Genomic DNA, 12,865 nt, shown 5'->3' with positions numbered 1-12,865 from the left:
GGCCTTCGCCATGATCAAGCCCGGCCGGCGTTGACAACGCTCGTGATCAATACACCTGGCCGCAGTACGGGCACCGGTCGAGCATGGCTTTGCTCTACCTGAAGAACTGGCGCGTTCTCGGCAAGGTACGCACCGACCCGAAGTGGGCGTGCTGGTAAGGGCTCTGCTGGTCCTGACGAACCGCGAAGTTTTCCGGTGACCGACGATCTTCGCCGAAGTCATCCGCCCGCGCCCAGCACGAGCATCCCGGACATCACGCACACCAGACCCATGACCTGCAACTTCACGATGCACAGTGTTCGTTGAGCGCCGTGCTGCCGACCTGTGCGGCCATCGTCCACCATGGAGCGGCCGGTACGGCGCTGACCGCGCCCGTCCACGGAGTTCCCCAGGTGGTCCTGCCGCGGATGGCCGACCAGCCCCGAACGCCGCGGTGGTCGCGGCCCGGGGGACCGGGCTGGCCCTCGCTCCCGAGGAGACGGACGCGGCGTCGGTCGAGGCGGCCCTGACCGGGCTCCTGCAGGAGCCGGACCGGCTGCGGCCCGCCGAGGAGGTGCGGGCGGAGATCGCCGCCCTGCCCAGTCCCGCGGACCTGGTCGCGCGGCCGGAACAACTGGTGGGCGGGGCCTGACGGGAGCGCTCTCTTAACCCCGCTGTCGCGGACAAGATTTCTCCACCGGCCGCCGGATCGGCGCGCGCCGAATTACCTGTTCCGATGGCGGAGGAATCGTGTGCATTCCGTGGAGGTCTCATGTCGTCATGCCTCTGCGTGCCCTCCAACCTGCGCGAACATGACCCGCTCTCGCTATCACGACTGGATTCTTTCTCACTCGCGGCGGCGTGAACGAGTTAAGTTCGCTGACATGAGACAGCAACGGGGGAGAATCAATCCAGTGTGGAGGCAGCAACAAAACAACGTAGGAGGCGAGGAATTATCGTCGAAAGCGTTACCCGGGCGTTTGGGAGTGGTGCTCCTTCTCGCGGCCTTCCCGGCCGTCCTCGGTGCGCTCGGCGTCCTGCCGCGCCCCTCGGGGCTGGATCTGGCCGTGACGGCATCCGTCGTGCTGTGCGTCCTGGCGCTCCTGGGACAAGCCTGGGGCAGGCTTCCGCTGTGGCACCGGGCACGCTCCGGCGCCGAGGACGTACCCGAGCTCGGTGAGCGGCTCGTCGCCGCACGGGAGGACGAGCGCAGCCGGCTCCGCGTCGACCTCCACGACAGCCTCGGACCGGCGCTCGCGAGCATCAGACTCCGCCTCGACGTCGCGGCCGAGCGGGTCGCCCAACCGGCCACGCGCCAGCTCATCCTCGACGCCGCGGCCGAGACCTCCCGCACCGTCGACGACATCCGGCGCATCATCGACGACCTCAGCCCGCCGGACATGGAGGGCGGCGGCCTCGAAGGAGCCCTGCTCCGGCTGGTGCACCGGGCGAGCGTGGCCGGGAAACTCGACATCCACGCCGAACTGCCGCCGACCGGACCGGTGCGGGGGCTGTCCTTCGCCACCGAACTGGCCGCCTTCCGCATCGCCGGCGAGGCCGTGACGAACGTCGTGCGGCACGCGCGGGCCCGGACCACCACCGTGCGGCTGACCGAGCACGACGACCGGATCACCCTGGAGGTGACCGACGACGGGATCGGCCCGCCCCGGGGCAAGGCCCGCCGGCGGGGTGTCGGCCTCGCGTCCATGGCCCGCCGGGCCGAGGACGTGGGCGGCTGTTGCGAGGTGCTGCCCCGCCCCGACGGCAGGCCCGGCACCCTCGTTCGTGTGACCCTGCCCCGGAGCGCAGCATGACGATCCGCGTGTTCGTGGTGGACGACCACCCGCTGTTCCGGGCGGGCGTACGGCTGGCGACCCAGGACGTCGAGGACATTGAGGTGATCGGCGAGGCGGACAGCGCCGAGGAAGCTGTCCGCGCCATCGTACACGAACGGGTCCACGCCGACGTGGTGCTCATGGACGTGCAGATGCCGGGCTCGTCCGGCGTCTCCGCGGTGGCCGCCATCGCGGCCGCCCCGCAGCTGGGGGCCGAGGCCCCGCGCATCCTGATGATGTCCGTGTCGGACGACGACGATCTGGTCGTCGCCGCGCTCCGGGTCGGCGCCCACGGCTACCTCGTCAAGGGTGCGCCCCGGGCCGAACTCATCGGGGCCCTGCGGACCGTCGCCCGCAGGGGCGCGGTCTTCGGCCCGACCGTGGCGGCGCGGATGAGCGGCTACTTCTCTGCCGTCCACGAGACCCCCGGACGTGCCGCGTTCCCGCAACTCACCGAGCGCGAACGGGAGATCCTCGACCTGATCGCCCGCGGCTACACCAACCGCCGGATCGCCCGTGAGCTGGTCCTCGCCGAGAAGACCGTACGCAACCACGTCTCCCACGTCTTCGCCAAGCTCCAGGTGAAGGACCGGGCGGCCGCTGTGGTGCGGGCCCGGGACGCCGGTCTGGGCGTCTGACAATCCCGGGGCGGGACCCGGTCGGGCCCGTGGCCCCGGGAGCCCGGGACGACGGGAGTCCTACGTTGGCGGGGCGAATGCCGGGCGGGCCGGCGGAAGAGACCGGCGGCCCGCTCCGGCCCCACCTCATGTGAAGGACGGTGAATGACATGGCCGCATACGAGGAGTACGAGACGCCCGAGCTGGTCGAGGTCGGCGAGTTCTCCGAGCTGACCCTCGGCTGGGACAACCAGTGCACCGACTGGTTCAACGGTGGCGCCTGGGTCTGCTGACCCGGCCTCACCGACCGCACCACACAAGGGCCGCCCGGCGGCCCGTTCCACCCGGTGGCGGTGGAGGGAACCCCCTCCACCGCCACCGGCGCGTTCCCGCCCCCGGATTCGGTCCCGGGGATGACATCCTCCGGCCCGATGTGCCCGGCCGGGGCTCACGCCAAGGTGGGGATCATGATTGAGGTACAGCAACTCACCAAGCGGTACGGGACGACCCTGGCCGTCGACGGGCTGTCGTTCACGGTCGAACCCGGCCGGGTGACCGGCTTCCTGGGCCCCAACGGCGCCGGCAAGTCCACCACGATGCGGACCATGATCGGACTGGACCGCCCGACCTCCGGCCGGGTCCTCATCGACGGCCGGTCCTACCCGCAGCTGCGCCATCCGCTGCGCGAGGTCGGTGCGTTGCTCGAGGCCCGCGCCCTGCACGGCGGCCGTACCGCCCGTGCCCACCTGCTGGGGCTCGCCCGCAGCAACCGCATCCCCACGCGGCGCGTGGACGAGGTCCTGGACACCGTCGGCCTCACCGACGTGGCCGACCGGCGCACCCAGGGCTTCTCCCTCGGCATGGCCCAGCGGCTCGGCGTCGCCTCCGCGCTCCTCGGTGACCCGCCCGTGCTGCTGCTGGACGAGCCGGTCAACGGGCTCGACCCCGAGGGCATCCTGTGGATCCGCGGACTGATGAAGAAGCTCGCGGCGGAAGGCCGCACCGTCTTCGTCTCCAGCCACCTGATGAGCGAGATGGCGCTCACCGCCGAACACCTCATCGTCATCGGCCGCGGCCGGCTGCTCGCCGACACCTCGGTGGAGCAGTTCATCGCCCGCAACTCCCGTGCCTACATCCTGGTCCGCAGCCCCGAACCGGAGCGGATGCGCGCCGTGCTCACCGAGGCCGGCATCCACACCGACGACGGCCCCGACGGCACCCTCGAAGCCGTCGGCGCCTCCACCGAGACCGTGGGCGAACTCGCCGCCCGCCACGGGGTCACCGTCTACGAGATCAGCCCCCGCACCGCCTCCCTGGAGGAGGCCTTCATGCAGCTCACGGCCGACGCCGCCGACTACCGCGCCGACAAGGAGGTGCGCTGAGCATGACGGACACCCGCGCGGCCATCGCGTTCGAGTGGACGAAGATCCGCAGCGTGCGCTCCTCCCTGTGGAGCCTCGTCCTGTGCTTCCTCACCAGCGTCCTCATCGCCCTGCTCTTCGGCTGGGTGCTGCGCGGCGCCTACGACGACATGAGCCCGCAGAGCAAGGCCGACTTCGACCCCGTCGGCTCCGGCTTCAACGGGCTGCGGCTCGGCATGATCGCCCTGGTCGTGTTCGGCGTGCTCACCGTCACCGGCGAGTACAGCAGCGGCACCGTCCGCAGCTCGCTGGCGGCCGTCCCGCGGCGCGGCACCTTCTACGCCGCCAAGGTGCTCACCGGCACCGCCATCGCGTTCGTGACCTCGGTCGTGGTCGTGTTCGTCACCTTCTTCACCGCGCAGACCGCGATCGGCGAGGCCCACAACGCAGCCCTCACCGACGACGGAGTCTTCCGGGCCGTCGTCGGATCGATCCTCTACATGACCCTGCTGTGCGCCTTCTCCATGGGCCTCGCGACCGTGCTGCGCAGCTCCGCCCTCACCCTGGGCATCCTCGTGCCGCTGTTCTTCATGATCTCCGAGGTGCTCAACAACCTCCCCGGAGTCCAGAAGGCGGCGCAGTTCCTGCCGGACGCGGCCGGCGGCATCATCATGCGCCGCGAACCCCAGGAGCACATGGTCCTCACCGGCTGGAGCGGCATGGCGGTGCTCGCGGCGTGGGTCGCCCTGGCGTTGCTCGGCGGCTATCTGGCGCTGACGCGACGCGACGCCTGAACCGGCCCGGACTGATGGGCGGGACGCGGACGGGACGCCGCGCCCAGGAGCCCGGGACGGCGGGCTGCCTACGTTGTGCGTGACCAGGGATACGGCTGCGGCGGGCCGACTCTCCGCAGCCGCATCCCAACCGTCTGACGAGAAGGATGACAACCATGGCAACGTACGAGGAGACCTATGAGGCGCCCGAGCTCGTGGAGGTCGGCGGGTTCGCGGAGCTGACGCTCGGCGCCGGTCCCACGGACTGCGTCGACTGGTTCGGCGGGGACGCCTGGATCTGCTGAACATCCGTGTAAGGCGGTGACACCGCCAACCCCGGGCGGTGGAGCGGCCCCTGCAGGGCCGCTCCACCGCCACATCCCTGTCGCGCCCGAGACACCGGAGGACACCCATGACCGATGCGCACGCCGCCGACTACGAACCGCCCATGCTCGTCGAAGTCGGCGACCTGGCCCGCCTGACCCAGGGGGTCTACGAGACCGGATGCACGGAGTGGTTCGGCGTCGTGGGCTCCTGGGTCTGCTGACGCCCCTGCGCGCGGCGGTCGCGGCCGCCGCGCGTCCCGATGCCTGCGCCCAATCGAAGAAGGGGACATGGAGTTCCTGATCCTTCCCGACACTCCGCGGGCGGAACCGATCGCCCGCGCCGCGACCTCGCCGGGCGTGCGGACCGTCAGCCACGCCTCGGGCCGGCCCTGGCTGGTCGGCCGCTGGGACGACGACGAGTGCGTCCTCGCCGACGGCGGCCGCAACAAGCTCGCGCTCCTCGGCCCCACCCGCGCCGATCCGGGGCCCGTCGGCCGGCTGCTCGCCCGCTCCCGTTCACCGCACGACCTCGACGCCCTGATCCGCACCCTGCCCGGCAGCTTCCACCTCGCCGCCTCCTTCGACGGCCGCACCCGCACCCAGGGCTCCCTCTCCACCGCACGGCACGTCTTCCACGCGCGGATCGGCGGTGTCACCGTGGCCGCGGACAGCCCGAGCGGCCTGACCGCTCTCACGGAGACCAGCCTGGACGAGGAGACACTCGCCCTGCAGCTCCTGCTCCCCGTCCCCTGGCCGCTCGCCGGACGCCCGGTGTGGACCGGCGTCCGCTCCCTCGGCGTCGGAGGCTGGCTGGACGTACGGCCGGACGGCACGGCCCACGAGGTCACCTGGTGGACCCCGCCGGACCCGGACACCCCGATCGCCCGGGCGGCCGGCACGATCCGCGAGGCGCTGGCCGACTCCGTCGCCGTACGCGCCGACCACCAAGACGTCCTCAGCGCCGACCTGTCCGGCGGCCTCGACTCCACCAGCCTCTGCTTTCTCGCCGACGCGACCGGCGCCCAGCTCCTCACCCACCACTGGGAACCCATGGACGCAGCCAACGCCGACAGCCGGTGGGCGCGCAAGGCGGCCGAGCTCATGCCGTCCGCCCGGCACCGGTTCACTGCGGCCGACCGGGGGCCGCTGTGGTACGAGGCCACGCCCGACCGCGACGGTGCCCGCGACGACGTGGAGGGCCCCCTGGTGTGGACCCGCAACCGCGCCCACACCGAGAGCCTGGCCCGTACCGTCCGGGCCGAGGGCGCCACCCGGCACCTTATCGGCGTCGGCGGCGACGAACTGTTCGGCATCTCCCCCCAGTTCGGCTGGTCGCTCATCCGCAGCGACCCGGTGCGCGGGATACGCACCATGCGCCGGTTCCGATCCGTCAACCGCTGGCCGCTGGGCGCCACCCTGCGCTCGATCGCCGACAGCACCTCCTTCGCAGACACCCTGGCCCGGGCCGCCCGCGAGATCGCTGCCCCGCCGCCCCCGCGCTTCGCACCACCGCTCGGCTGGGGCCGCGGCGACCCGCGCATGCCCGTGTGGACCACCGGCGAGGCCGTCGCCACCGTGCGTCGCCTGCTGGCCGACACCGCCGCGCGGCGCCCCCAGCCCCTGCACCCCGACCGGTTCCAGCACCAGACGCTGGAGGTCACCGTGCTCAGCGGGCACGCGGCCCGCCAGCTCAACCGCTCCCTGCGCCCCCTGGACGTCACGTTCGAGACGCCCTTTCTGGACGATCGCGTGCTGGAAGCGGCGCTCTGCGTCCGGGTCGCCGACCGCGTCGTGCCCGGCCGTTACAAGCCGGTGCTCACCGATGCCCTGCGCGGGACCGTGCCCGACGCCGTGTTGGACCGCCGGGACAAGGGGGCTTTCGGCCAAGAGGCGTACGAAGGGCTGTACCGCAACCGCGAGCGGCTCTCCGGGCTCTGCGACGACCTGCGCCTCGCCGCACTCGGACTGGTCGACGCCGAGGCCCTGCGAGCCGCCCTGTACCGGCCCACGCCCGACACCCGTTCGCTCAGCCCCTTCGAGAACACCCTGGCCTGCGAGACCTGGCTGCGGTCACCGAGTGCCGTCGCTCCGCTCGCCGCACCGTCCGCCGGAGGACGCCAATGACCTACGCACTGGACTCCGAAGTGATCGCCACCGAGGTCGAGGACGGTGTCGTCCTCCTCGACCAGCGCACCGGCCGGTACTGGCAGCTCAACCGGTCCGGCGCGGCCACCCTCCGGCTGCTGCTGGACGGCAACTCGCCCGAGCGGGCCGCCCAGGAACTCGCCGGGAACCGCCCCGAGGCCGCCGAACGGGCCCGCACCGACGTCCGCGCCCTGCTGCAGTCCCTGCTCAAGGCCCGGCTGGTGGTGAGCTCATGAGCATGCCCGTGGTCTCCGAACAGGGCGCCGCCGTCAGCTGGCACCGCCGGCTCACCGCACGCTGCGCGGTGGGCGCCGCGCACCTGCTCGCCAAGGTGCCGCCGCGCCGGCTGCGGCGGGTCCTGCGCGCCGTCTCCCGCGGCGCCCGGCCCGCCACCGCCGCCCAGACCCTCGACGCCCGCACCTGCGTGGTCTCGGTGAGCGCCTGGTGCGCCGGACAGGGCTGCCTGGAGCGGTCCATCGCCACCGTGCTGCTGTGCCGGCTGCACGGCGCCTGGCCCGACTGGTGCACGGGCGTGCGCACCCGGCCGTTCCGCGCCCACGCCTGGGTCGAGGCGGAGGGCCGGCCGATCGGCGAGCCCGACGACACGGGGCTGTTCCGGGCCATGATGAGCGTCCGGCACCCCTCCTCAGCTTCCTTGGAGCGGTCCCGATGAGCGCCCGCCACGCGGTGCTCGCCGAGGGACTGCGCAAGACCTACGGCACCCACGAGGCCGTCGTCGACCTGGATCTCGCCGTCGACCCCGGCGAGACGTACGGCTTCCTCGGCCCCAACGGCGCGGGCAAGAGCACCACCATCAACATGCTGTGCACGCTGCTGCGCCCCTCGGCCGGGCGGGCAGAGGTCGCCGGGCACGACATCGCCCGCAGCCCCGACGCCGTCCGGCGCGGCATCGGCCTGGTCTTCCAGGAGTCCACCCTCGACGGGGAGTTGACCGCACAGGAGAACCTCCGCTTCCAGGCGGACCTGTTCCAGATGCCCAGGTCCCGGGCCCGCCGGACCATCGCCGAACTGCTCGACCTGGTCGAGCTGACCCACCGCAAGGACTCGCCCGTCCGCACCTTCTCGGGCGGCATGCGACGCCGCCTTGAGATCGCCCGCGGACTGCTGCACATGCCGCGCGTGCTCTTCCTGGACGAGCCGACCACCGGCCTCGACCCGCAGACCAGGGTGGCCATCTGGGAGCACCTGCACCGGTTGCGCGCCGAGCAGGAGATCACCATCTTCCTCACCACGCACCACCTTGAGGAAGCCGAGAACTGCGACCGGATGGCGATCATGGACCAGGGGCAGCTGGTGGTGGAGGGCACCCCCGCCGAACTGAAGGGGGTCGTCGGCGCCGACCTGGTGGTGCTGCGCACCGGAGACGACGAACAGGCCGCCCGGGCCGTGCGGGAGCGGTTCGGGCTGAAGGCCGAGACGGGCCCCGACGGCGTACGTCTGCGCACCCCGGACGGCGCGGGCTTCGTGCCCCGCCTGTGCGCCGAACTCACCGTCCCCGTCCACGCGGTGACCGTGACACCGCCCACCCTCGACGACGTCTTCCTGCACTACACCGGCCGCACCATCCGGGAGGCCGACGGACCCCGGCAGCCCGACTTCGGGCCGAGGAGGTAGCCATGGCTCAGACCGAGGTGCACGGCCCGCGGACCGGACACCCCGACCCGCCCGGCGTCGGCGAGGTGCCCCGGCCACCGGGCTCGGACAGCGGTGTCGTCCGTGACCTGCGCACCATGAGGGTGCTGTGGCGCCGGGAGACCATCCGCTTCGGCCGCAACAAACTCCGCATCGCCATGGGCATGGTCACCCCGCTGATGTTCCTGCTCGTCCTCGGCACCGGGCTGAACTCGACCATGTCCGAGGACAGCCTGCGGGACTTCCGGGCCTTCCTGTTCCCGGGCGTCGTGCTGATGTCGGTGCAGGCACCGGCCATCGCCGTCGGCGCGTCCATCGTCTGGGACCGGCGATCCGGTTTCCTGCGGCAGATGCTGGTGGCCCCGGTGCGCCGCAGCGCCATCCTGGTCGGCACCTGCCTGGGCGGCGCCACCTCCGGCGCTGCCTACGGCGCGCTGGTGCTGCTCCTGGGACCCGTCGCCGACGTGCCGTACCACCCCGGGCTGTTGCTGGTGCTGCTGCAGGTCGTGCTGGTCTCCTTCGCGTTCACGGCGCTCGGCGTCGCGGCGGCCGTGTGCATCCGACGCCCCGAGACCTTCCAGGTGGCCGTCAGCCTGTGCATGATGCCTCTGTTCTTCCTCTCCGGCGCCATGTTCCCGGCCGACGGACTGCCCGGCTGGCTCGGCACGGCCGTACGTCTCAACCCGCTGACCTACGCCGTGGACGCACTGCGCCGCACGATGCCCGGCGACGGCGCCGCGGCCATGGGCGACCGCTCGGCCGGCCCGCAGTGGTGGGGCTGGACCCCGTCCGTGCCGGTGGAGACCGGGCTGATCGCCGTCCTGGCCGCGCTGGCCCTCGCCGTCGCGACCCGGAGGTTCTCCCGTGTGGAGTGAACCGATGGGGCGTTCGGCGGCCGGGCTCGTACCCGGGTCTGTCCTTCCGGAGCACGAAGCCCCGGGCACCGGGCCCCGGTTAGGGTCGGACGATGGATCACCCCGAAGTGCGGCCGCTGCTCGGTCGGCGGCTGACCCCGGCGCAGCTCGTCGCCCTGGACTGCCTGGCCGCGATGGCCTATGTGGCACTCCTGCTGGTCCTGCGGCACACGTCCGGGACGCCCGAGGACAGCCCGTCCGGCTGGGCCGCCGACACCCTGGCGGCCGCCACCGGGCTTCCCGTGGCGGTCCGCCGGGTGTGGCCCCTGCCGGTGCTGGCGATCACCGTCGTCACGTCGCTGGTCTCGGTGGTCCTCGGTGTCGTCACGGACCCGTTCCTCGCCGTGGCGTTCGCGCTCTACCCGGTGGCCCTCAGCGGCCCGGCCCCGCGCCGGCTGCCCGTCGCCGCCGCCGGACTCATCGGCCTCGGCGGGATGATCGCCACGGAGCCCAGCAGCCCCTACGCGTACTGGTGGCTGCGGGGCCCCGGGCTCATCGTCCTCGGCTGGGCACTGATCGCCGGCTCCTGGGCGCTCGGCACCGCGGTCCGCGAACGCCGGGCCTTCGCCGAACGGGCCGCCCGGGAACTCGCCGAGCGGGCCGTGACGGAGGAGCGCATGCGCATCGCGCGGGAGCTGCACGACGTCGTCGCGCACAGCATCGGCGTCATCGCGGTCAAGGCCGCCGTCGCCAACCACGTCGTCACCACACGCCCGGAGGAGGCCGGTGAGGCGCTGCGGGTCATCGAGACCACCAGCCGTTCCGCCCTCCAGGAGATGCGCCACCTGCTCGGCGTCCTGCGCTCCGAGCGCACCGGTGCCCTCACCGACGCCGACCTCAGCCCGGCCCCCGGCACCGCCGGACTCGCGGCGCTGGCCCGAACGGCCACCGAGGCAGGGCTGTACGTCCGGCTGGAGGCGCCCGGCCTGGACGACCTGCCGGAGGCACTCGGACTGACCGTCTTCCGCATCGTCCAGGAAGCGCTCACGAACGCGGTCAAGCACGCGGCTCCGGCAGACTGCCGTGTCGTGATCACCAGAGACGAACGGCACCTGACGATCGACGTGACCGACGACGGAGGCCTTGGGCGGCCGGGAACCGCGGACCGTACCGCGCCCAGTGCCGGTACGGGCGGCGGACACGGCCTCATCGGCATGCGTGAGCGGATCGCCGTGTACGACGGGGAGTTCGCGGCCGGACCGCGTCCGGAGGGCGGCTTCGCCGTCCGGGCCCGGCTGCCCCTCGACCCGGCCGGCGCGGCGCGGGGGACGAGCCGGTGAGCGACGACGTACGGGTGCTCGTCGCCGACGACCAGGCCCTGCTGCGGGGCAGCTTCCGGGTCCTCATCGACCACGAGCCCGGCCTGACCGTGGTCGGTGAGGCCGCCACCGGGACCGAGGCCGTCGAGATGGCCGCCCGGGAGCATCCTGACGTCGTCCTGATGGACGTCCGGATGCCCGAGATGGACGGCATCGAGGCCACCCGCCGGATCTGCGGCACCCCGGCCACCTCCGGGGTCCGCGTGCTCATCCTGACCATGTTCGACCTGGACACCTATGTGTACGCCGCGCTGCGCGCCGGAGCCAGCGGCTTCCTGCTCAAGGACACGCCGCCCGCGGACCTGATCACCGGGGTGCGGGTCGTCGCCTCCGGCGAGGGGCTGCTGGCCCCCTCCGTGACGCGGCGCCTGATCGAGGAGTTCGCGCGCGGACCCGAGCGCGAACCGCGGCCCCCGGCGCGCGCCCTGGAGCGGGCCGGGATCACCGACCGCGAACGAGAGGTGCTCACCCTGGTCGCCAGGGGCCTGACCAACTCGGAGATCGCCGACCGCCTGCGGCTCAGCGTGCCCACGGTCAAGACCCATGTCAGCCATCTGCTGACCAAACTCGACAGCCGCGACCGGGCCCAACTGGTCATCGTCGCCTACGAGACGGGACTGGTGTCGGCCGGCTCACGGTGAACCCCACCGGCCGTCGCGGCCACGTCCCGCTGGCGGCCACAGCCGAAGGGAAACCCATGCCGAACACCCTGCCCGTCTCCCGTGTCGCCCTCGTCGGCGCTGGAATCGGCGGTCTCGCCGCCGCCGGCGCCCTGCTGCGCGCCGGCGTGCTCGTCGACGTCTACGAACAGGAACCCGCACCGCGCGAAACGGGCGTCGGGATGCACCTGGCCCCCAACGCCTCCCGCGTCCTGTTCCACTGGGGCCTGGAGGAGGCGCTGCGCACGGTCGCCGTCCGGCCCGAGGCGATGGAGGTGCGCACCCAGGACGGACGGCTCCTCGTCCGCCGCCCCATGGGCGACACCTGGGAGAAGGAGTACGGCGCCCCCCACCTCACCGTGCTCCGAAGCGACCTGCACGCCCTGCTCGCTGCCCGGGTGCCCGCCGAACACCTCCACTTCAACGCGCGCCTGGCCGCGTACGACACGGCCGGGGACGGCGTACGGCTGACGTTCTCCGACGGACGCGAGGCCGCCGGCGACCTCCTCGTCGGCGCCGACGGCGTGCACTCGGTGGTGCGCCGCGCCGTGGCCGGAGCGCAGCGCCCGGTCCTGAGCGGGACGAGCGCGCTGCGCGGGCAGGTGCCCGCCGCCCGGGTCCCGGCCCTCGCCCCCGACACCATGTACATGTGGGTGGGCCGGGACGCCCGCCTGCTGGTCGTACCGGTCGACGCCGGACGGCAGTTCACCTACGTGGCCGTCCTGCCCGCCCCCGCCTCCGCCGAGGAGTCCTGGACCGGCACCGGCGACCACGCGGAACTGGCCGCCGCGTTCGCCGGCTGGCACGACGACGTGACGGCCCTCGTCCGGGCGGCCGGGACACCGGGCCGCTGGACCCTCTACGACCGGGAACCACTGCCGCGCTGGGGCCACGGCCGCGTCACGCTCCTCGGCGACGCCGCGCACCCCATGCTGCCGCACCACGGCCAGGGCGCCGGGCAGGCCCTGGAGGACGCCGTGAGCCTCGCCCACTTCCTCGACGGCACCCCCGAAGGGCTGCGCCGCTACGAGGAGTTCCGCCGCCCCCACACGACCCGCGTCCAGCTCGGCGCGCGCGGCGGCGGATCCGAGAAGATACGGCCCGGCGCCGCTGGCGGCCTGGACCGGGTCGTCGAGGACACGTCCTGGATCCACCACTACGACGTCCAGAGCGCCCTCGTGGAGGCGGCGGCCGGTGCCTGGGACGCCCAAGACGCGGAGCAGGACGTATAGACGGACGCACAGCACAACGACAGACCGCCGTATAGCCCCTCCTCCTAGCCTC

General features: G+C 72.8%; 17 protein-coding genes. All 17 read left to right on the top strand.

Annotated features, from left to right (window positions below; all coding sequences use genetic code 11):
- Positions 1-311 precede the first annotated feature (311 nt).
- The 17 genes from ACZ49J_RS04725 (at position 312) to ACZ49J_RS04645 (ending at position 12,813) form a co-directional block, all read left to right on the top strand.
- Positions 312-509, top strand: a complete 198-nt coding sequence (locus ACZ49J_RS04725; protein ID WP_467448708.1) for a nucleotide disphospho-sugar-binding domain-containing protein — start codon at positions 312-314, stop codon at positions 507-509.
- The gene (locus ACZ49J_RS04720) at positions 434-631 is read left to right on the top strand and encodes a hypothetical protein (protein ID WP_467448870.1); all 198 of its coding nucleotides are present in this window, start codon (positions 434-436) and stop codon (positions 629-631) included. The genes ACZ49J_RS04725 and ACZ49J_RS04720 overlap by 76 nt, the downstream gene beginning before the upstream one ends.
- Before the next feature lie 334 nt (positions 632-965).
- Complete coding sequence (locus tag ACZ49J_RS04715) at positions 966-1,793, top strand: sensor histidine kinase (RefSeq protein ID WP_467448709.1); 828 nt, start codon at positions 966-968, stop codon at positions 1,791-1,793.
- Entirely contained in the window at positions 1,790-2,452 is a 663-nt protein-coding gene (locus ACZ49J_RS04710; protein ID WP_467448710.1) for a response regulator, read from the top strand. Before ACZ49J_RS04715 ends, ACZ49J_RS04710 begins: the two co-directional genes overlap by 4 nt.
- A 149-nt stretch (positions 2,453-2,601) precedes the next feature.
- Entirely contained in the window at positions 2,602-2,724 is a 123-nt protein-coding gene (locus tag ACZ49J_RS04705; RefSeq protein ID WP_467448711.1) for a lasso RiPP family leader peptide-containing protein, read from the top strand.
- Positions 2,725-2,898: 174 nt separating this feature from the next.
- Positions 2,899-3,813: an ABC transporter ATP-binding protein gene (locus ACZ49J_RS04700; RefSeq protein ID WP_467448712.1), complete on the top strand. Its 915-nt coding sequence runs from the start codon at positions 2,899-2,901 to the stop codon at positions 3,811-3,813.
- A gap of 2 nt (positions 3,814-3,815) precedes the next feature.
- A complete protein-coding gene (locus tag ACZ49J_RS04695) occupies positions 3,816-4,586 on the top strand; it encodes an ABC transporter permease subunit (RefSeq protein WP_467448713.1) in 771 nt (256 codons plus the stop codon).
- Between the two features lie 155 nt (positions 4,587-4,741).
- Positions 4,742-4,870: a lasso RiPP family leader peptide-containing protein gene (locus ACZ49J_RS04690; protein WP_121519830.1), complete on the top strand. Its 129-nt coding sequence runs from the start codon at positions 4,742-4,744 to the stop codon at positions 4,868-4,870.
- 107 nt (positions 4,871-4,977) lie between these two features.
- Positions 4,978-5,112, top strand: coding sequence for a lasso RiPP family leader peptide-containing protein (locus ACZ49J_RS04685; RefSeq protein ID WP_467448715.1), 135 nt, complete (start codon positions 4,978-4,980; stop codon positions 5,110-5,112).
- Positions 5,113-5,179: 67 nt separating this feature from the next.
- The gene (locus tag ACZ49J_RS04680; RefSeq protein WP_467448716.1) at positions 5,180-7,015 is read left to right on the top strand and encodes an asparagine synthase-related protein; all 1,836 of its coding nucleotides are present in this window, start codon (positions 5,180-5,182) and stop codon (positions 7,013-7,015) included.
- Positions 7,012-7,272: a lasso peptide biosynthesis PqqD family chaperone gene (locus ACZ49J_RS04675; RefSeq protein ID WP_467448718.1), complete on the top strand. Its 261-nt coding sequence runs from the start codon at positions 7,012-7,014 to the stop codon at positions 7,270-7,272. Before ACZ49J_RS04680 ends, ACZ49J_RS04675 begins: the two co-directional genes overlap by 4 nt.
- The gene (locus ACZ49J_RS04670; protein WP_467448719.1) at positions 7,269-7,709 is read left to right on the top strand and encodes a lasso peptide biosynthesis B2 protein; all 441 of its coding nucleotides are present in this window, start codon (positions 7,269-7,271) and stop codon (positions 7,707-7,709) included. The genes ACZ49J_RS04675 and ACZ49J_RS04670 overlap by 4 nt, the downstream gene beginning before the upstream one ends.
- Complete coding sequence (locus tag ACZ49J_RS04665) at positions 7,706-8,671, top strand: ATP-binding cassette domain-containing protein (RefSeq protein ID WP_467448722.1); 966 nt, start codon at positions 7,706-7,708, stop codon at positions 8,669-8,671. The genes ACZ49J_RS04670 and ACZ49J_RS04665 overlap by 4 nt, the downstream gene beginning before the upstream one ends.
- A 2-nt stretch (positions 8,672-8,673) precedes the next feature.
- Positions 8,674-9,564 carry an ABC transporter permease gene (locus tag ACZ49J_RS04660; RefSeq protein ID WP_467448725.1) on the top strand — a complete coding sequence of 297 codons (891 nt, stop codon included), beginning with the start codon at positions 8,674-8,676 and terminating at the stop codon, positions 9,562-9,564.
- 92 nt (positions 9,565-9,656) lie between these two features.
- Positions 9,657-10,883, top strand: a complete 1,227-nt coding sequence (locus ACZ49J_RS04655) for a sensor histidine kinase (RefSeq protein ID WP_467448728.1) — start codon at positions 9,657-9,659, stop codon at positions 10,881-10,883.
- Positions 10,880-11,563 (top strand): response regulator, encoded by a 684-nt coding sequence (locus ACZ49J_RS04650; RefSeq protein ID WP_467448729.1) that lies wholly within the window; start codon positions 10,880-10,882, stop codon positions 11,561-11,563. Before ACZ49J_RS04655 ends, ACZ49J_RS04650 begins: the two co-directional genes overlap by 4 nt.
- Before the next feature lie 56 nt (positions 11,564-11,619).
- Positions 11,620-12,813 (top strand): FAD-dependent monooxygenase, encoded by a 1,194-nt coding sequence (locus ACZ49J_RS04645; RefSeq protein WP_467448731.1) that lies wholly within the window; start codon positions 11,620-11,622, stop codon positions 12,811-12,813.
- Positions 12,814-12,865: the final 52 nt, after the last annotated feature.

The sequence above is a fragment of the Streptomyces sp. NPDC030840 genome (assembly GCF_055572015.1).
Note: the sequence above shows the minus strand (reverse complement) of the source record. Positions and strands in the feature narration are given on the sequence as shown.

Coding starts and splice junctions, on each gene's coding strand:
- ACZ49J_RS04710 (WP_467448710.1), top strand. CDS start 1,790: ATGACGATCCGCGTGTTCGTGGTGGACGACCACCCGCTGTTCCGGGCG.
- ACZ49J_RS04705 (WP_467448711.1), top strand. CDS start 2,602: ATGGCCGCATACGAGGAGTACGAGACGCCCGAGCTGGTCGAGGTCGGC.
- ACZ49J_RS04700 (WP_467448712.1), top strand. CDS start 2,899: ATGATTGAGGTACAGCAACTCACCAAGCGGTACGGGACGACCCTGGCC.
- ACZ49J_RS04695 (WP_467448713.1), top strand. CDS start 3,816: ATGACGGACACCCGCGCGGCCATCGCGTTCGAGTGGACGAAGATCCGC.
- ACZ49J_RS04690 (WP_121519830.1), top strand. CDS start 4,742: ATGGCAACGTACGAGGAGACCTATGAGGCGCCCGAGCTCGTGGAGGTC.
- ACZ49J_RS04685 (WP_467448715.1), top strand. CDS start 4,978: ATGACCGATGCGCACGCCGCCGACTACGAACCGCCCATGCTCGTCGAA.
- ACZ49J_RS04680 (WP_467448716.1), top strand. CDS start 5,180: ATGGAGTTCCTGATCCTTCCCGACACTCCGCGGGCGGAACCGATCGCC.
- ACZ49J_RS04675 (WP_467448718.1), top strand. CDS start 7,012: ATGACCTACGCACTGGACTCCGAAGTGATCGCCACCGAGGTCGAGGAC.
- ACZ49J_RS04670 (WP_467448719.1), top strand. CDS start 7,269: ATGAGCATGCCCGTGGTCTCCGAACAGGGCGCCGCCGTCAGCTGGCAC.
- ACZ49J_RS04665 (WP_467448722.1), top strand. CDS start 7,706: ATGAGCGCCCGCCACGCGGTGCTCGCCGAGGGACTGCGCAAGACCTAC.
- ACZ49J_RS04660 (WP_467448725.1), top strand. CDS start 8,674: ATGGCTCAGACCGAGGTGCACGGCCCGCGGACCGGACACCCCGACCCG.
- ACZ49J_RS04655 (WP_467448728.1), top strand. CDS start 9,657: ATGGATCACCCCGAAGTGCGGCCGCTGCTCGGTCGGCGGCTGACCCCG.
- ACZ49J_RS04645 (WP_467448731.1), top strand. CDS start 11,620: ATGCCGAACACCCTGCCCGTCTCCCGTGTCGCCCTCGTCGGCGCTGGA.